16 protein-coding genes and 1 pseudogene are annotated in these 18,557 nt (G+C 46.8%); 11 read left to right on the top strand and 6 right to left on the bottom strand.

What is annotated here, in order from left to right:
- Window positions 1–207: 207 nt before the first annotated feature.
- The 3 genes from NC997_RS02715 to NC997_RS02705 all read left to right on the top strand — a co-directional run bounded on the left by NC997_RS02715 (window position 208) and on the right by NC997_RS02705 (window position 3,691).
- A complete protein-coding gene (locus NC997_RS02715; protein WP_190411848.1) occupies window positions 208–1,080 on the top strand; it encodes a glycosyltransferase family 2 protein in 873 nt (290 codons plus the stop codon).
- The gene (locus tag NC997_RS02710; protein WP_190411849.1) at window positions 1,077–2,279 is read left to right on the top strand and encodes a glycosyltransferase family 4 protein; all 1,203 of its coding nucleotides are present in this window, start codon (window positions 1,077–1,079) and stop codon (window positions 2,277–2,279) included. Before NC997_RS02715 ends, NC997_RS02710 begins: the two co-directional genes overlap by 4 nt.
- Window positions 2,280–2,425: 146 nt before the next feature.
- On the top strand, window positions 2,426–3,691 hold the full coding sequence (locus tag NC997_RS02705) for a glycosyltransferase family 4 protein (RefSeq protein WP_190529494.1): 1,266 nt from the start codon (window positions 2,426–2,428) through the stop codon (window positions 3,689–3,691).
- Here NC997_RS02705 and NC997_RS02700 read toward each other — a convergent pair.
- Window positions 3,682–5,013, bottom strand: coding sequence for a TIGR03279 family radical SAM protein (locus NC997_RS02700; protein ID WP_190529492.1), 1,332 nt, complete (start codon window positions 5,011–5,013; stop codon window positions 3,682–3,684). The genes NC997_RS02705 and NC997_RS02700 overlap by 10 nt on opposite strands.
- 55 nt (window positions 5,014–5,068) lie before the next feature.
- Window positions 5,069–6,034, bottom strand: coding sequence for an undecaprenyl-diphosphate phosphatase (locus NC997_RS02695; protein ID WP_190430914.1), 966 nt, complete (start codon window positions 6,032–6,034; stop codon window positions 5,069–5,071).
- 382 nt (window positions 6,035–6,416) lie between these two features.
- Between NC997_RS02695 and NC997_RS02690 the strand changes: the two genes are divergently transcribed.
- Both NC997_RS02690 and NC997_RS02685 read left to right on the top strand, forming a co-directional pair.
- Window positions 6,417–7,082 carry a DUF3120 domain-containing protein gene (locus tag NC997_RS02690; RefSeq protein ID WP_199292376.1) on the top strand — a complete coding sequence of 222 codons (666 nt, stop codon included), beginning with the start codon at window positions 6,417–6,419 and terminating at the stop codon, window positions 7,080–7,082.
- Between the two features lie 139 nt (window positions 7,083–7,221).
- Window positions 7,222–8,211 carry an FHA domain-containing protein gene (locus NC997_RS02685; RefSeq protein WP_190529489.1) on the top strand — a complete coding sequence of 330 codons (990 nt, stop codon included), beginning with the start codon at window positions 7,222–7,224 and terminating at the stop codon, window positions 8,209–8,211.
- 14 nt (window positions 8,212–8,225) lie between these two features.
- Here NC997_RS02685 and lipB read toward each other — a convergent pair whose 3' ends face one another.
- Entirely contained in the window at window positions 8,226–8,921 is a 696-nt protein-coding gene (lipB, locus tag NC997_RS02680) for a lipoyl(octanoyl) transferase LipB (RefSeq protein ID WP_190529487.1), read from the bottom strand.
- 498 nt (window positions 8,922–9,419) lie between these two features.
- Between lipB and raiA the strand changes: the two genes are divergently transcribed.
- Together raiA and NC997_RS02670 are read left to right on the top strand one after the other, a co-directional pair.
- Complete coding sequence (gene raiA / locus NC997_RS02675; protein ID WP_190411856.1) at window positions 9,420–10,076, top strand: ribosome-associated translation inhibitor RaiA; 657 nt, start codon at window positions 9,420–9,422, stop codon at window positions 10,074–10,076.
- Between the two features lie 615 nt (window positions 10,077–10,691).
- On the top strand, window positions 10,692–11,099 hold the full coding sequence (locus NC997_RS02670) for a hypothetical protein (protein WP_190411857.1): 408 nt from the start codon (window positions 10,692–10,694) through the stop codon (window positions 11,097–11,099).
- Between the two features lie 23 nt (window positions 11,100–11,122).
- On the opposite strand, the gene NC997_RS02665 is transcribed toward NC997_RS02670, so the two are convergent.
- Window positions 11,123–12,022: a metal ABC transporter permease gene (locus NC997_RS02665; protein ID WP_190411858.1), complete on the bottom strand. Its 900-nt coding sequence runs from the start codon at window positions 12,020–12,022 to the stop codon at window positions 11,123–11,125.
- A 141-nt stretch (window positions 12,023–12,163) separates the two neighbouring features.
- The gene (locus NC997_RS02660; RefSeq protein ID WP_242031488.1) at window positions 12,164–12,934 is read right to left on the bottom strand and encodes a metal ABC transporter ATP-binding protein; all 771 of its coding nucleotides are present in this window, start codon (window positions 12,932–12,934) and stop codon (window positions 12,164–12,166) included.
- 141 nt (window positions 12,935–13,075) lie between these two features.
- Here NC997_RS02660 and NC997_RS02655 point away from each other — a divergent pair, with 141 nt between their 5' ends.
- Window positions 13,076–14,119, top strand: a complete 1,044-nt coding sequence (locus NC997_RS02655; protein ID WP_190529483.1) for a metal ABC transporter substrate-binding protein — start codon at window positions 13,076–13,078, stop codon at window positions 14,117–14,119.
- A gap of 213 nt (window positions 14,120–14,332) precedes the next feature.
- Here the strand turns inward: NC997_RS02655 and NC997_RS02650 are convergent, their stop codons facing one another.
- Window positions 14,333–14,809 carry a DUF3592 domain-containing protein gene (locus NC997_RS02650; protein WP_190529481.1) on the bottom strand — a complete coding sequence of 159 codons (477 nt, stop codon included), beginning with the start codon at window positions 14,807–14,809 and terminating at the stop codon, window positions 14,333–14,335.
- A gap of 253 nt (window positions 14,810–15,062) precedes the next feature.
- Between NC997_RS02650 and deoC the strand changes: the two genes are divergently transcribed.
- The 3 genes and pseudogenes from deoC (at window position 15,063) to NC997_RS02635 (ending at window position 18,535) form a co-directional block, all read left to right on the top strand.
- Window positions 15,063–15,752 carry a deoxyribose-phosphate aldolase gene (deoC, locus tag NC997_RS02645; protein WP_190411862.1) on the top strand — a complete coding sequence of 230 codons (690 nt, stop codon included), beginning with the start codon at window positions 15,063–15,065 and terminating at the stop codon, window positions 15,750–15,752.
- An 86-nt stretch (window positions 15,753–15,838) separates the two neighbouring features.
- Window positions 15,839–16,863, top strand: a pseudogene (recO, locus tag NC997_RS02640) (DNA repair protein RecO).
- On the top strand, window positions 16,847–18,535 hold the full coding sequence (locus NC997_RS02635; protein WP_242031475.1) for an MFS transporter: 1,689 nt from the start codon (window positions 16,847–16,849) through the stop codon (window positions 18,533–18,535). The pseudogene recO and the gene NC997_RS02635 overlap by 17 nt, the downstream one beginning before the upstream one ends.
- Window positions 18,536–18,557: the final 22 nt, after the last annotated feature.

Below are 18,557 nucleotides of genomic sequence, written 5' to 3'. Positions count from 1 at the left end.
AATAAAAACCAATATCAAGAATATTGAAAATATTCTTTAATTTTAGAAAAGGTAAGCTTAGGGCTTGCTAAATTGTAGAATATAGGTTGACCAAAAAAAGTAATTACGTTGATACATTGTTCATGCTTCTAATTTTAGTATTCCCAAGTTCAGGAATAATATAGCTATTATGACAACTAACATTTATTTTAATAATGTGAGGCGCTGATGGAAAATACTAGCATAGCTGTTCTTATCACTTGCTATAACCGCAAGCAAAAGACTTTAGCAAGTCTAGAGGCACTTTTCAACCAGGTACTCCCAACTAACGTTAATCTTTGGGTCTATCTTGTAGATGACGGCAGTACTGACGGTACAGCAGCAGCCGTCAACCAACATTATCCTCAAGTAAAGATTATCCAGGGAGATGGAAATTTATTCTGGAATGGAGGAATGCGAGTGGCATTTTCTGAAGCCATTAAGCACCCTCATGATTATCATCTCTGGCTGAATGATGACACGCTAATTTACCCAGAAGCTTTAAGTAATTTGCTGACAACCTCTCATTTTTTAGCCTCGCAAGGAAATGCAGCAGCCATTGTAACCGGGGCGACTTGCGATCCGGAGACGAATACGGTTTCTTATGGCGGCGTTGTGAAAAGTACGTGGTGGCATCCCTTCAAATTTCGCTGGCTAGAACCGAGCCAAAAAGCTATACGATGTGACACCATGCATGGAAATTGTGTATTGATTCCTAAAGAGATATTCCAAGCAATCGGAAACTTAGATCCTGACTTTAAGCATTATGCGGGAGACTTCGATTATGGGTTACGCGCGAGACGAAAAGGATATACGGTTTGGCTAGCTCCAGGCTACATCGGAACCTGTTCCGGAAACCCTCTGTACGCAAACTGGATGGATTCTAATTTGCCGATTCGCGAACGATGGCAAAAGGCAGAACAACCTAAAAATTTTACATTTCAAGAAAGGAAGTTATTTGCTCAGCGCCATGCTGGAATTTTATGGCCTATTTATTGGTTGCTGCCCTACAGAAAATTGCTTTTCTCAAGCTTTAGCAAACGGGGACAGGTGGGAACATGAAAATTAGAAATTCTGACGATACAGAATTAAAAGTAGACGATCTCCGCATTGCTATTGCGATCCCCTCAGTCGAATTTGGCTCTTACTGGCGACCTGTTTTGTACGAACTTACGAAAATCTGTAAGAATACAATTTTTTATACTGGCTGTCTTTGGCCGAAATTCGATGCTGATGCTCCAGGAGCTTCCGCGGTTAAACTTGTAGGAAAATTTAAATTTGTAGAGGCAACTCAAGTATCGGGTGGCTATGGTCGCGGTTTTATGGTAGCTTCCCCAAAGATTGTGAATGAGTTACTTGAGTTTAAACCTCATGTTGTTTTTGTCAGCGCTTTTTCTATATGGACTGTTTTAGCACTGCTTTTCAAACCCTTGGGAGGTTGGAAAGTTGTAATCATTTATGATGGCAGTTCGCCGAATACAAATTTTGAAGATTCTAAACTTCGTACCTTTTCGCGTCGTTTAATGGTTAAATTTACAGATGCTTTTATTGCTAATAGTAACGATGGCAAAAAGTATCTTTATAAGGTAATTGGAGCTGAGGAAAGGAGAATTTTTACAAAAACTTATCTGGTGCCTGAACCCCAAGCTTTGCGGGAACGTCTTGAAGCTGCAAAACCTAGTGAACTAAAGCTAAAGCGTCCGGTTTTTCTATTTGTCGGGCAAGTGATTTCTAGAAAAGGAATAAAGTCGTTGTTGGAGGCATGTTCTCTTCTTACAAGTCAGGGATATTCTGATTATTCGCTGGTAATTATTGGGGATGGAGCGCAACGTGAGGAATTGGAAGTTTTTGTTAAAAACAATAATCTAACAGAGCGTGTGACCTGGACAGGATGGTTAGATTACGGGCAACTAGGGGCATATTTTCAGGATGCCGATGTCTTTGTTTTTCCTACCTTTGAAGATGTATGGGGAATGGTGGTGCTAGAGGCGATGGTATTTGGCAAACCCATATTGTGTTCTAAAGGTGCAGGCGCTTATGAAATGGTGATAGAAGGAGAAAATGGGTATTTGTTTGAATCGCAAAACCCAGAAGAAATTGCTGAAGGAATGCGCCGTTTTATAGATAATCCAGAGCTTGCTGCCTCAATGGGAGAAAAATCAAAGCAGTTGATCGGGCAGTACACTCCAGAGGCAGCAGCCAAATCGATGGCAGAAGTAGCAATGAATGTTTTACAAAAAATTCAAATAAATGCCGAATGATATTGAATTGAGACAGCACTTCTAAAATTGCGTTTCTCAGCTTAGGCTGGAAACCATAAAAATAATTTTGGGTAAATGGGTAATTTTGAAAGTGGGTGGGAACTATAGATAGAGAAAACGGCTAATTTTATAAAAGGTAAAAGCCTATGAAAATCCTTCTATCTGCATACGCTTGTGAGCCTGGGTGTGGCTCTGAGGAAGGGGTAGGCTGGAATACAGTTCGGCAAGTAGCAAATCATCACGAAGTTTGGGTGTTAACTCGAATTGGTTATCGTGCAGCAATTGAAGCCGAGCTAGCTTGTCACCCGGTTCCCAATTTACACTTTATTTATTTCGATCCATTTAATTGGACGGAAGATTGGCGGAATAAACAAGGGTTAGTGCAACTTCATTACTACCTTTGGCAAATACAAGCTTATTTTCTGGCAAGGCGGCTGCATCGGGAGATTGGCTTTGACTTGGTGCGTCATGTCACTTATGTGAAACACTGGTCTCCTAGCTTTTTAGCCCTATTGCCAGTCCCCTTCATTTGGGGGCCTGTCGGAGGCGCTGAATCGGCTCCAAAAGCTTTCTGGAAAGATTTTAGTCGGCGTGGCAAGGTTTACGAATTGCTGCGAAACTTCGCTCAATCGGTGGGTGAGCAAGATCCGTTTGTGCGACTGACGGCAAAGCGAAGTTGTGTAGGATTAGCAACCACTGAGGAGACAGCAGAACGCTTGCGATCGCTTGGAGTAAAAAATGTCCAAATCGCTTCGCAAGTGGGTTTATCTAAGGAAGAAATTAGTCAATTGGCGCACCATATTGTGCCTGATGATAGTCCCATACGGTTTACTACCGTGGGTCGGCTCATCCACTGGAAAGGAGTCCATCTGGGGATTCGAGCTTTTGCTTTGGCTCAAATTCCCCAAGCAGAATACTGGATTGTGGGAGATGGACGGGAACGGCAACAATTGGAAGCGATCGCTCACTCACTGGGAGTGGCGGATAAAGTTCGCTTCTGGGGCGCTTTACCGCGCCAGGAAACCCTATCTAAAATCGGGCATTGCCACGTCCTCGTTCATCCCAGCCTGCACGAATCTGGGGGATTTGTCTGCGCGGAAATGATGGCGGCGGGGCGTCCAGTCATTTGCTTGGATCTGGGAGGGCCAGCGGTACAGGTAACGGAGGAAACTGGGATTAAAGTGGCTGCGATAAATCCCGAACAAGTCGCACGCGACGTAGCTGCTGCGATGACTCGTTTAGCGGAAGATCCAGCGTTACGGGTGCGAATGGGACAAGCGGGACAAAAGCGGGTGAAGGAAGTCTTTGATTGGGATCTCAAGGAAAGGCTTTTGCTCGATTTGTATGAAAAAAGGCTATCTCAGTCCGCTATCGTCCCTTCACTTGCTAAAGGCTTGACGGATCAAGGGTGAATGCAGGCGTCGATGAGTTCTTCGATGCCATTGATAGGCAAGATGGGTGAACCCAACTCAGTGGCGAGTTGTTCCACAGTCATGTCATCCAGGAAGCAAGAATCGCCATGTTTTAGCATGACTGAGGGGAGGAGAATGCGATCGCCCAAATCTCTTCCCTTTAGTTTCAGCAAATCTTGACCCGTTAACAAGCCAGTGACGCTAATCTCTTGTCCCCAGTATTCGCTACGCAACGCCGCCAGATTTACTTGCAGTCCTTGCACTTGATTCAGACGTTGCAAGATAGGCTCAAAGGCTTTTTCCACTGCATTCCCCACCACCCAAGTTAATTTTTGGGATGTTTTTAAACGTCGCGGCAATTTTTTCGCGGCAACCTGCTGAAATTCCTTGAGAAATTGGCGAATCGAACCAACCCCATTGCCAATTTGAGGATAGTCTTCGTAGTCTGATTCTGGCGGTAATTCTTGCCCAGCAATTAAAAACCACTCGTCGGCTAACCAGGCAAAAGTCGATCCCATCTGGTTGCGGAATTTCTCCTGGAGTGCCTGGACTTGCAAAATCACTTCAGCGGCTTTCTGGGGCGTCACTGGGGTTAGTTCGTCTTCGGTTGGACGGAAACGTGTCAAACCAACCGGAACCACTGCCACAGAGGCGACAGCCGGGATATCTCCCTGGTGAAAAGAGGCTAAATCCCTCAGGGTAGTCTCTAGGCGATCGCCATCGTTAATGCCAGGACAGAGAACAACCTGGGCATGGATTTGCAGACGCCGTTCTTGAAACCACCGCAGTTGCTGCAAAATCTCAGCGGCGCGGGGATTTTTTAACAGGCGGCTGCGGACTTCTGGTTCGGTAGCATGGATGGAAACATAGAGGGGAGAGAGGCGCATCTGCTCAATCCTGTCCCATTCCCTCTGGGTGAGATTGGTCAGGGTTAAGTATGAGCCATAGAGAAAGCTGAGGCGGTAGTCGTCATCTTTGAGATAAAGCGATCGCCTTTTACCGGGAGGCTGTTGATCGATGAAGCAAAAAGGACAGCGGTTATTACACTGAATTAAGCCATCAAATAGGGCAGTTTCAAATTCCAACCCCAAGTCATCGTCGTAGTCTTTCTCAATTTCCACCGAGTGGCTTTTGCCAGCAGTATCTAAAACTTCCAGTTCCAGCACTTCATCCGCACACAAAAACTGGTAGTCGATGAGGTCGCGAGGGCGCATCCCGTTGATGGAAACAATTGCATCTCCCGGTTCAAACCCGACTTCGGCGGCAATGGAGTCGGGGAGGACTTGGGTAATTAAGGCTGGACGAATAGAAATCTCGCTCATAAAACTAGGAGGAAACGAACCGCTTCAGGCACGGAGGGAGGAGAAGAAAAAGTAATTAAATATTAGGGATTAGTTTGACGAAGATCGCGCCCAAGATAGCTATTCCAAATGCTAACCGATACCAAATAAATACCCACGTACTCTGGGTTTGCAGGAAGCGCAGCAGCCACGCGATCGCGAGATAGGAAAATACTCCAGCTGAGATGACTCCTGCCAGCAAAGGCAGCAGTCCACCATCTCCTAGTCCTGTTTCTAAAACACCTTTTAATTCCACTAACCCTGCCAGGGTAATTGCTGGGATTCCTAATAAAAAAGAAAACCGGGCAGCGGTTGCCCGTTCTAAATTCATAAATAGTCCAGCAGTCAGGGTGGATCCGGAGCGAGAAACGCCGGGAATTAACGCCAAAGCCTGAGCCAATCCCATCAAAATGCCATCTTGAAGTGTTAATTGCTCAAAGTTACGCTTTTTCTTGCCAATGCGCTCGGCAATTCCCAATAATAAAGCCATGAAAATAGAGGCAATGGCGATCGCTGCCATACTCCGTAACGGGGAGTTGTCAAAGTCGGGAATAAACTTTTTGATCAGCAGTCCAAAAAAGAGGATGGGTAAGGTTCCCAAAACGATTCCCAGTGCCATACGGAAGTCGTTGGATTCGTAATTCTTGTGAGCGATCGCCTTGAATGCACCCGTTGTAATTTGCGTCAAATCCCCCCAGAAATACCACAGCACTGCGGCAATACTGCCCAGCTGAATCACGGCGGTAAAGGCGACTCCTGGATCGCCCCATCCTAGCGCCACCGGCACCACCTTCAAATGCGCCGTACTGCTAATGGGCAGAAACTCAGTCAACCCTTGCACCATGCCTAGAACCACCGCTTGAAAGATATTCATCTGAGGTGTGGTTGCGGCAACGGGTGCCACGTCTTGCGCCCTTACCATCGCTTCTAAGGGGAAGGTCAACACAGTGCTGGCAGCACCGACACGAAGAATCGCCAATTTTTTACGTTTTGATACAGCCATGAAATCCTCTAATAAGCAGCATTCCAGACAAGTCAGCCTTTCTTCTTTCTTCTTTGCGAGTCACCGGCAGAGGCATCTTGCGCCACTACACATAACACAGGCATTACATAAGACGAGCAATTTTTAGAAAATCTCCGACTCTCAACGCCGAGTTTCTCCCAACTTCCCATTCATTTTCTGCCACCCTACTCCGAAAAGCCACTTGTATTGCTCAATAAAACTCAGCTAAGATTTCTATATCCCCCCCTAGGGCATTTTTCCTGTGATATCGTAAAAGATGTAAACTAAAGTAAAGAATATTAACAAAATCTTGTTTAACGATACCTGGTTTTCTAACTCATCTTCTTCTGTTCCTGGTAATCTCCCCCAGCCAAGTAAAACTCTGTTGGGGTTTTTTGATTGGGGAATCGGCACCCGCCAAGCTTGGTTAGTTTTCGCAGCTGCGTCTTTTCTGGTATCCGTGCCAGTGTTTGTGCAAGCCCCTTTAGTGCGGCTGCTACCAGAACTGAGTTTAGTAATGACAGCGGGATGGGTTTGGCTGAGCGTGGTTCTCAGACGGCGTCCTGCGACTCATGTGTGGGGAGATTTGCTGCTGGGATTTAGCTGGAGTTGGTTGGCAGGGTCGATTTATTGGGGCTGGCTGCGCTGGGAACCCACGATCCACTTGCCGGTGGAAGCAATTGGTTTACCGTTTGCCTTATGGTGTTTGACCCGCCGTTGGGGTCTTGTCGGCAACCTATTTTATCTTGGCTCCCTGTTTGGCACGGCAGTAACAGATATATACTTCTACTTAGCTGGTTTGATTCCACACTGGCGAACCGTCATGCAAGTTGCACCAAGCGAGGCATCACTGGTTTTTCAAAGTGCGATCGCTCAAGTCAGCACCCCCTGGGGAACCAGTTGGGCACTCGTGCTTCTCGGAATCCTATTAGGTGTTGGTCTGGTACCATTGCGATCGCGCCAGCTGCATTGGTGGGCGTTTGGTGGAGCCGTTTTGAGTACAATCTTGGTAGACGGTCTGTTTTGGCTGGCTGCTACTATGGCTTAAAAATATCTTGAAAGTGTCCCCTGAAAAATTTATTCATGTCGGGACATCTAGTTACAAAGGTTCCCAAATTACCCATCAAGCTCCAGAAGAAAGCTAAAATTTAACCACTCCATACGATGCGTCGTTGCTTCTCTAGCCTGTGGTGACTTTGCGACCCACTCCTTACTTACTCCTTCGTACCGAGTCCGGCAATCGCTATCTCCCCTTGGTAAGTAGTAACTGCTGGACAGTTGGTCGCAGTGACGACAACAATTTTGTGTTGCCGGATCGTTGGATTTCTCGCAACCATGCAATGTTGCAATGTACTGAAACCGGCGAGTTCTACCTAATTGACCTAGGAAGTCGCAACGGCTCCTTTGTCAATGGCAGACGAGTCAGTATTCCGGTTACTTTACGCAATGGCGATCGCCTTACCTTTGGTCAGACGGATCTAGAGTTTCACTGTCCTACCGCCAACCGCAACAATGAGCCATTACCAAGCGGGGACAAGGATACGCTCACTTCGACTTTGCACGTACGCCGTCTGATGTCAGTCATGGTGGTAGACATCCGCGACTTCACAGTTCTCACCCGGCAACTAGATGAAAAAATATTATCGGCGGTGATTGGTACTTGGTTCCGTCATGCAGGAAATATCATCCGAGAGTATGGCAGCTGGGTTGATAAATATATTGGCGATGCGGTCATGGCGATTTGGTTTCATGGCCCCCAAGGAGTGACCGATGAGGATATGCTCAACATTTGTCAAGCAGTGAGCGCCCTCCATAAAATCACAATGGATTTGAGTAATAAATATCCCGTGCCCTTTCCGCTGCGAATTGGGGCAGGAATTAATACGGGTTTTGCAATGGTTGGGAACACGGGTAGTGGCGATCGCCCCGATTACACCGCGATTGGGGATACGGTGAATGCGGCATTTCGTCTGGAATCTGCCACCAAGCAACTGGGTCTGGATATTGCTGTGGGAGAAACTACTCACGAGTATCTCATCTCTTTGGCAAAACAAGAGACTGGTTTTAAGCAATATATCGTCAATCTCAAGGGCTATGAAGTGCCCACCGTGACCTACGCAGGCTCTTATGCTGACTTAGATAGTTTTTTGCAGGTCAACACGATCAATAAAGACTAAACAGCAATAAACAATTAGCAATTTTGCACAATTAGCTGAACGTGGAAAACTTCCGCAAAGGCTTTCGCTACTTCTTGGCGCACTTGGTGCAAGTCAATTCCGGGTACGAATTGGGCAAGACTGCCAACCGACTTATCGGCAATACCGCAGGGGACAATGCGCTCAAATCCGGTAAGGTCGGGACAAACATTTAAGGCAAAGCCGTGCATAGTAATCCACTTGCTGACCTTAATGCCAATCGCTGCTACCTTACAGCCTTCCAGCCAAACGCCAGTCATTCCAGCAACGCGATCGCCCTTTAACCCGTAAACATCCAGCACCCGAATCAATACCTCTTCTAACTGCCGCAAGTACCAGTGCAAATCTTGCTGGTAATAGCGCAGATTCAGGATTGGGTAACCCACCAGCTGACCCGGACAGTGGTATGTTACCTCACCCCCTCGTTCCACTCGGAAAACCTCCCAGTCGGTCGCTGCGGGATCAAACTTAAGAAATTCTAGACTGGCTCCCTGCCCAAGCGTGTAAACCGGCGGATGCTCTAGCAAAATCAAGGCATCCGCCAAACTAGGATCGTTGATGCGTTCGGAAACCAGCGATCGCTGCCAGTCCCAAGCTGCCGAATAGGGCATCTGCCCCCGATTGTATAACCGGAGTTGGCGCAGTTGCTCCGAGGCTTTCCCAGCAGACCCTTCAGACTTACTTAAAATCATGGCAAAAATCAACAGTAATTTGACTTATATTTTTTGCATAATTAATCTGCTGGAATCAAGAAATGTCAAAAGATGCAAAGGATTCTGAAGAGAAGTCAAAGGCATAAGTTCTCTAGAATACAAAGTGCTAGTGTTGAAGTTATAACCTCAAGTGTTGAGGGAGGATACCTCTTCAAAATAACCCCAAAGATAGACTTGGAGATCGCAACCAAGCTGGGGAATGTACATTAGTTAAATAGCACCTTAGGAAACCTAAACAAGAACATCGGCAGTTGCTTATTTGCGATAGGGCTGCTGACAACCCCTCTAGCTGAGGGACTGCCAGCAAGAACATCCTAGCAACAGTGTGAAATCGGGAAAAATTTGCTACTGCTCAAAGTTTTGGCTCCGTTCAACGTTTGCTAACACCAAAAAACGGGAACGCGATCGCTACTGAGAAAGCCGCAATTCTGCTGAGCTTTCTAAATTATCACAACGGTACAGCATGGAGTATCCGGTATGAAGCTTGTTATCCACGGCAAAAACATTGAAATTACCGACGCGATTCGTGAGTACGTAAATCAAAAAATTGACAAGGCAGTCAGCCACTTTCAGAGTTTGACGAGCGAAGTAAACGTGCATCTTAGTGTGGCTCGCAATCCCCGGATAAATCCAAAACAAGCCGCTGAGGTGACTATCTTTGCCAACGGTACAGTAATCCGTGCTGAAGAGAGTAGCGAGAGTCTCTACGCGAGCATCGACCTAGTTGCCGATAAAATTGCCCGCAAACTCCGGAAATATAAAGAAAAGCGTCTGGATAAGAAGACCCAGACTCAAATGAAGACTGGCATTGTGGTAGAACAAGAGCCAGTGCCAGAGGATCTCATTGGTTCTCGCACCCCCGAACTCCCCTCAGAAGTGGTGCGTACCAAGTACTTCGCAATGCCGCCAATGACGATGGACGAAGCCTTGGAACAGTTGCAACTGGTGGATCATGACTTCTATATGTTCCGCAATGCCGAAAGCGGTGAGATTAACGTTATTTATGAGCGCAACCACGGTGGTTATGGAGTGATTTTGCCGCGTAATGGGAATGGACATACCCATCACAAAAATGGCAAAACTGACAACCACAGCAGTGGAACGCCAGAAAAGTCAAGCTCTGCAAAGGCATAAACAGAACTGAAGAGCATCTAGATTCTCGTTCCCAGACTCTTAGTGGACTCTAACTTGATCGGGTAGGAGCATTCTTTGTGGATGCCCCTACCTTCCTGATTTCACAGGATCGCCCCACAGGTTGTAGAGAAACTTTTTCTTGCAAATCGCACTCGCCACTACTGTGCTGGTATTGATTCCAATTTAGGTTGCGATCGCTTTCCCAGCCTCATTACGAAACTGAGCGATCGCACCTTGCATTGCTCGTAGTTCATCTTCTGAAATTCTTAAACAATTTGTCTACATAACACTTTGTTGAAACCCTAATTTCTAACGATCAACACAAACAAGAAATTAGATAAACTTAGCGCCGCAGTAGTTTTATCCCTGGGTTTTCTTCGGCAGCCACTTGCAGGTATCTTTCAACTAAGTGCTGCTATCGTTCCCTTCAAAATCAACCAGATGCAGTTGAAACTTCAAAACAACTTCTTTCTCAACTTTTAAAGGAGCTAGTTGGCAATAAGTAGGATCGTCGTTGCGATGAGTGGGTCAACATGACCAAACCTATATTAAGCCAGAGGATGAGAAGGATAAACAAGTATTAACCTGAGACAAGCGGGTTGTACAAAAAACAGGTTGGTAGAGAAAAAGGAAGGTAAAGTCATTATGCATGAGGTATCAGAGGAACACGCGAAGGCCGCAGAGGAACACGCGAAGGTCTCAGAGGGACATGGGAAGTTAATCGAGGAGGTAGGAAAGACTCTAAAGGAGCGTGGAAAGAGCGCCCAAGAGCATGGAAAGTTGATAGAAGAGTACGGAAAGGCCACACAGCAGCATGCGAAGGCATCGCAGCAGCACGCGAAGGCATCGCAGCAGCATGATGGAAACTCAACAGAGGAATTCGTGAAAGCTGCACAGGAACACTCCAAGGCAACAGAAAAACATACCAAAGCAGTCAAGGAGTTCCTCCAGGTAGCACAGGAGTTCGTCCAGGTAGCACAGGAGCAGGTAGAGACATCCAAGAAATTGTTGGACAAACGATAACTTGATTTGGATATCTATATGCCTTACGAGCGCGATCGCATCAGCTGTTTCAACTCTCGCCAAACTGGCGAGAGTTGTCCAAAATCCGATTGTTTATTCGTGAAGATTCCGTAGCTAGGGCTGAATAATAAAGCTAAAACAAATAATCCTGATGCAACTAATACAATCGCTGGGCCGGAAGGCAAATTTTGGTAATAACTGAGGTACATCCCGCTGATGCTGGAAATAATGCCAATCCCCGCCCCAACTATCATCACATTGTGCAGCCGCTTCACTAATAGATAGGCGGTTGCTCCTGGTGTAATTAACAGCGATAGCACTAGGATGACACCCACAGCTTTCATGCTGGCAACAATGGTTAAGGCAATCAGCAGCATTAAGCCAAAATTGAGCAAGTTAGTAGGCAATCCCGCTGCCTGCGCTCCCAATGGATCGAAGGTATAAAATAATAATTCTTTGTACAGTAGGACGACCACCAATAGGACAATTGCGGCAATGATCGCAGTGTCGCGGACTTCTTCAACGGTAACACCCAAGATATTGCCAAATAAGAAGTGATTGAGGTCAATTTTGTTATCTTTTTGGATCGTGGTAATTAAGGTGACGCCGAGGGCAAAAAAGGCAGAGAAAACAATACCCATTGCGGCATCTTCTTTAATTGGCGATCGCGTTCTGATCCAAGCGATCGCCATCGTACTCAAAACCCCGGCAATAAATGCCCCGACAAAGATATTGGCACCTACCATAAACGCGATCGCTAACCCTGGCAAAACCGAGTGGCTGATGGCATCTCCCAACAATGCCAGCCGTTGCACCATCAGATAGCTACCGACAACAGCGCACAGCAAGCCGACGAGAATGGCAATAATCAGCGATCGCTGCATGAAGCCGTACTGCAACGGCTCAATCAACGCTTCTAACATAAAAATTTAGAGGATTCTAACCGCTCCAAGGACACAAAGTTTAAGAGGGAGTGAGAAGTGATTTCTTTAATTTAAAACTCACTCCGGGCGGATTGATGAAATATATTTCTGGGCGGATAGATAATGAGATAAAGACCGCCTCTACGCAGCTGCTTCTGTAAAGAACATCACCTGCCCGCCATAGGCACGATACAGGTTTTCCTGACTCAGCACCTCGTGGCGCGAACCAGAGGCAATTAACTCAGTATTCAATAAAATTAAGTCATCAAAGTGGGTGATAGATGCCCCTAAGTCGTGATTGACAACGAGAACCGTTTTTCCAGCGTCGGCAAGGTCGCGGAAAATGTCAAAAATAATTGCTTGGGTTTTCTGATCGATCCCGGCAAACGGTTCATCAAAGCAGAAAACCTCTGCTTCTTGGGCTAAAGCCCGCGCTAAAAATACCCGCTGCTGCTGTCCTCCGGAGAGTTGTCCAATCGGGCGATCGCGATAATTGCTCATTCCCACCCGATCCAAAGCCTCTGCTGCCACCCGTCGGCTTACCGTAGAGAAGCGACGAAACCAGCCAGTTTTCTTGACACGCCCCATCATTACAGCATCCCAAACAGTCGCCGGATAAGTCCAGTCAATTTGCGATCGCTGCGGCACATACGCCACCCTTTCCCGTTGCTCCATCAAAGGTCTATCGCCATACAGCACCGTGCCACCCGTCACGGGAATCAATCCCAACATCGCCTTCATCAAGGTACTTTTTCCCGCACCATTGGGGCCAATAATCCCTGTCAAACGTCCCGGTGCCACTACACAACTGACATTCCGTAGCGCCTCTACCGTGCGGTACTGCACTCCCACCTGACTGATTTTAATTGCTGTAGAGGCCTCTAGTGAGGCGGCTGGCAGATGGCAAACCATTTTTGCCCAATCGGTATCAGGGGAGAAGGTGGCAGTATTCATAGGGTGGTTTTATCTTGCTTTCTTTTTAGATTACTCTAATAATGAAAAGAATATGAAAACATCTATAAAGAGAAATAATCTAAAAGATAGGTGAAATTGATGGTACAGCGCTCTAGGCTCTCCCAAAAGGTAAAAGAAAGTAATTTTTGCCTTTCCCAGGCAAAATCGGGGAATCCTCTGACTCTGGTTTCTAGCCTTTGCCTAGGAATTCTCTTGCCTTTTGCCTTATCCAGCTGTAGCCAGCCTTCCTCAAATCGTGCAAATCCAATTGCAAATGGCAAACCTAATGTAGTTGCCACTAGCACTATCATTGAAGACTTGGCTGCGGAGGTTGCAGGAGACGAAATTCAGATCCAAGGCATTCTTAAACCGGGAACCGATCCCCACGTTTATGAACCTGTGCCTCAAGATAGTCAGGCTTTAGAGAAAGCTAACCTGATTCTATATAACGGCTATAACCTAGAACCAGGGCTGATTAAACTGATGAACGCAACCGGCGGCAAGATTCGCAAAGTTGCTGTAGGGGAAGTTGTGAAGTCTTTGCAACTGGATAAAGGCAGAGGAGAAGTGGTGCCAGATCCTCATGTTTGGGGCGATGTTGATAACGTCATTCCAATGGTTGATGCCATTCGTGACGCCTTGATTGAGCTATCACCCGAAGACAGGGAGAAATTTACTCAGAATGCGGCGCAGCTAACGGGTGAATTAAAACAACTTGATAGTTGGATTACCCAGGAAATTAAAACGATTCCAGAAAATAAGCGCAAATTAGTAACAAGCCACGACGCTTTTCAATATTATGCTCGTGCCTATAGCATTCCCGTTGCTGGCACTTTGATTGGCATCAGTACGGAAGAACAACCTAGTGCCCAAACAGTAAAGCGATTAGTAGAATCTGTGAAGGCGGCAACTGTACCGGCGATTTTTGCAGAAACCACCATTAACCCAGCTTTGATTAAGACTGTAGCAGAGGAATCTAGGGTGAAATTAGCTCCGCGCCAACTCTATTCTGACTCGATTGGTGCTGCTGGTAGCGATGGAGATTCTTACATTAAGATGATGGTTGCGAATACCCGCACTATTGTGGAAGCTTTAGGTGGGAAATTTACACCATTTGAGGCAGCAAAGACCCCGAAAAAATAAGCTGTTTAGATGAACGACCGTTAATTAAGATAAAGAGCGATTCGCTTTCCTATCTCCACCTGCATTAAACTGAAGCTAGAGTAGGTTACACAAAGCGATCGCTCTAAAACTTAGAATTAAAACTTAACTGTCTGATATCGGAAAAAAATTTTGGAATTTTTTTAACTGAGCTAAATATTACTAGATATATTCTTTGTACACCAAAATTCACTCCTAATTTATCAAAGATTCTTCATCAGCAAAATTCCCTGTAGTTTGAGATTTTTTGATAGGGAAAGAGTTAACAAGCATATTTAAACCTATTCCGGCAAAAAGACCACCCATCCCTAATAAAAAAATAGCTGCAAACCAAAGCGACCAAAAAGAGTTTATCTCTGCTTCGTTCGGACTATTAGGATTATAAATGATTGGAACAGATTGCCCAACTTGATATCCGGGTGGATTACTTCCCATATTGGATTCAACCTTTACGATCTCTCCATTTGGTGTCTGAAATTGGAATAAAGGGAAATAAATATGTGATTTTCTAGATGCTTGAAGTTTCAAATCAATGACAGTACCTGTAGTGGAGGACGAGTTTTTAATAAAATCTTGCGTTTGATGGTAATTTACAAAACTACCAAGTAGCATACCCGCTCCAACTACAAAAAATATGCTACCCATTGCCATTAATCCTTGCTTATCAGACATTTTAAACTTATTCTCCTTTTCCTAAAAATTTTTGAACTAAGTTTGCGACAGCTTAACTATCTAATTGCTCTCACTATCTTCTGGCTGGGAGTGTCAACCCCTCATCAGGTAAGGAAAGAACAACTGTCTATTTGGATGACCTGTACGATTAAAGCTACAGACTAGCCTGTGAAGATTCCGCGATCTTTTGTTTAATTTTTCTTAAATATCTGATAAAACTTAACAATAGGTGAGGTGAGCGAGAGGAGAAGCAATGGCTGTTACTCAGCCAAATATTGATATTGCTCCATTGATCGATCATGCGCTGCTAAATCCAACGGCTACTCCAGAGCAGGTTAAGCAGTGGTGTGAAGAAGCTGAAAGGTTTCAGTTCGCGGCAGTGTGCGTCTATCCGGCATACGTGCGGCAAGCGGCTGAGCTTCTCAAAGGCAGGCGGCCCAAAGTCTGTACAGTCATCGGTTTTCCCTCTGGAGCGACGACATCGGCGGTTAAGCTCTACGAAGCCCAAGAAGCCGTCGAAAATGGGGCGGTGGAATTGGATGTTGTCATCAACCAGGGTTGGCTGAAAATTGGGAAGACTGAGGAACTACACCGGGAAATTGCAGAAATTTGTGAAACGGGTCAAACTGTCAAGGCAATTTTGGAAACCACCCGCCTGACAGATGCAGAGAAACGACTGGCAGCGGAAATATGTATGGATGCAGGAGTGGCATTTTTAAAAACCAGCACTGGTTTGTTTGGGGGTGCCACAGTAGCGGATATCCAACTTTTGAAAGAAGTCGCACGAGAACGGGTCGGAATTAAAGCATCGGGGGGAATCCGTACCCCGGAGCAAGCCTTGGAGTTAATCATGGCAGGAGCGACGCGGTTAGGCACGTCGCACGGCCCCGATCTGATTCGTCAGCGCGATACGCTGGAGAAGGAGGGAAAGGGGAATTGGTAATGAGTAATCGGGAATGAGTCTGCTAACTCTTGACCCATTACCTCTTGATCAATTACCCATCACCTCTTGACCAATTACCCCACGTCATGAGTCGAACTTACAAAGCAACCGGAATCAATCTAAAGAGTATGGCGCTGGGCGAGTCTGACCGGCTGCTAACGATTTTGACGCCTGAATTTGGTTTGATTCGGGCTGTAGCACCGGGGGCACGCAAGCACCACTCGAAGCTAGGCGGTAGGAGTGCTTTGTTTGTAGTGAATGAGCTACTGATTGCCAAAGGGCGATCGCTCGATAAAATTACTCAGGCAGAAACGCTAGAATCTTTCCCCGGCTTAAGTCAGGATCTCCAAAAACTGACAGCCAGCCAATACTTGGCGGAAGTGGTTCTTTGTCAAGCGTTGAGAGATCAGCCGCAAATGGAATTGTATGAGCTGCTCAACGAACATCTGCATCGGTTAGAGCGGTTGCCTGCCAACAGCGCGGCTCTGGTTTTAGCTCACTTAGCCCACGGAGTGTTTCACCTGATGGCTTTGGCTGGCGTTGCGCCGCAGGTTCAACATTGTTGTGTCTCGCGGCATCCCCTGATGCCGGAATTTACCGATCCAGACTGGCGAGTTGGGTTTAGTACTGCTGCCGGTGGAACGGTGAGCTTACCAGCATTAGAACGGTTGCAAGCCGAAGCACGATCGCGCACGTCTGGTAGTACAGCAAAAGGCATGGCAGTAAAGGAGAAATTCTCGCCTACAGCCATCGGCTTTTCATCTCAAGGTCAAAGCACAATGCCAGAGGAAGCCAGTGGGAACTACCAAACAGTTGTTCATCCACAAACGCCCTTGATGCTGAACACCAAACTGAACGCCATCGAGCTGGCGCTGCTACAGCAGCTGGCTCAGCCAGAGCTACCCCAGAACGGAAAAAGCAATGAAAAATTAACTCATCCGACATCCCTAACCCCTCATCCTTCCGAAGACTCCGCTTGGGTTTCAGTAGAGCAACTGTTACGTCAGTACGTCCAGTATCACTTTGGTCGGTCAATTCGCTCTGCTGCTTTGATGGATGCTTGTTTCTCGTCCCAGCTGAATTTATCCTGAACCATGATGCAACGGTATGATTCCGATCTACAAGCTCGAATGTCCCTAAGTCAGTCTAGACAGAGGATTGAGGACGGCGAACGGTGGACTGAGGAAGGAAAATTTCCTCGCTCTTCCGGACTCAGCGTTCCCGCTTCCGAGCGCCCCCACCCTGCTTTTACTGGATCGTCAACACCTACCACATCACGCCCCTTGTCTGACGAGCGCTTAACACCCCCTGAAACTTCTGAATGGGAAGAGGTTCGCCCTGCGATTTCTTTTCCCCACTCCCCGGTGGACGATGCTGTAACCCCAGAGATAGATACAGAAACGGACGCTCCCTCAAATGGAGGGTTGAACCACAGCGCCTCACCGTCCAATCTGGTTGTCAATGAGGAAGTAAAGAATGAGGAAGTAGAGGAGGACGCACAAGGATTTTTGCCGGTTCTAAAAAACCGGAATTTCCTGGCGCTATGGGGGGGACAAGTTTTCTCACAGATAGCGGACAAAGTGTATCTGGTGCTGGTGATTGCATTGATTGCCACTCACTTTCAAGCACCCGATCAGACAATCAGCGTGTGGGTATCGGCGATCATGATGGCTTTTACGATTCCCGCCATACTGTTTGGTTCCGTGGCGGGTGTGTATGTCGATCGGTGGCCTAAGAAGGCAGTGCTAGTGGCAACGAACCTGCTGCGGGGTGTACTGGTTTTAGCAGTGCCACCGCTGCTGTGGATCTCGCATGGCTGGTTAACTCTTGGAGGGTTGCCGGTGGGATTCTGCATCCTGCTGGGATTAACGTTTCTGATTTCTACACTGACGCAGTTTTTTGCTCCTGCCGAGCAGTCAGTGATTCCGCTAGTTGTGGGACGCCATCATCTGCTTTCAGCGAACTCGCTGTACACGATGACAATGATGGCTTCAGTGATCGTGGGATTTGCCGTGGGAGAGCCGTTACTCGGAATTGCCGACACCTTGGTGGGACGCTTGGGTGGGGGAGCGGACATTGGCAAAGAATTGGTGGTGGGTGGCAGTTATGCGATCGCGGGATTGCTGTTGATGATCCTCCGCACAGGGGAAAAAACGAACGCTCCCGAACACGAATCACCCCATGTTTGGGAAGACCTGCGCGACGGACTGCGTTACCTAAACGAACAAAGCCGCGTTCGCAATGCCCTGATCCAACTGGTAATTTTATTTTCAGTTTTTGCGGCGCTGTCGGTTCTAGCTGTGCGGATGGCAGAAGTTATTCCTGGTTTGAAATCCTCTCAGTTCGGTTTTTTACTCGCAGCTGGTGGGGTTGGCATGGTTGGGGGGGCAACGGTGCTAGGACACTTTGGGCAGCGGTTCTCCCATACTCGGCTCAGCCTCTATGGTTCTATCGGAACGGCAGCCTCTTTGGTTGGTCTGGGATTGTTTACGAAGCAGCTATTGCTGGCATTCCTGTTGACAACGCTTTTGGGCTTTTTTGGGTCGCTGGTGGCTATCCCGATGCAGACAACCATCCAAGCCGAAACTCCCGACCAAATGCGAGGGAAAGTCTTTGGGCTACAAAACAACGTCATTAATATTGCTCTCAGCTTGCCTTTAGCCTTAGCAGGCGTTGCAGAGACGATTTTAGGGTTACAGGCAGTATTTCTCGGTTTAGCAGCGATCGCGATCGCAGGAGGACTCTTAACCTGGTATATTTCCGGTACAGGAAAAGAAAAGTGATGAGTTTTGAATGACGAGTTTT

The organism is Trichocoleus sp. DQ-A2 (assembly GCF_039961915.1).
GTDB lineage: Bacteria > Cyanobacteriota > Cyanobacteriia > Cyanobacteriales > FACHB-T130 > FACHB-T130.
Note: the sequence above shows the minus strand (reverse complement) of the source record. Positions and strands in the feature narration are given on the sequence as shown.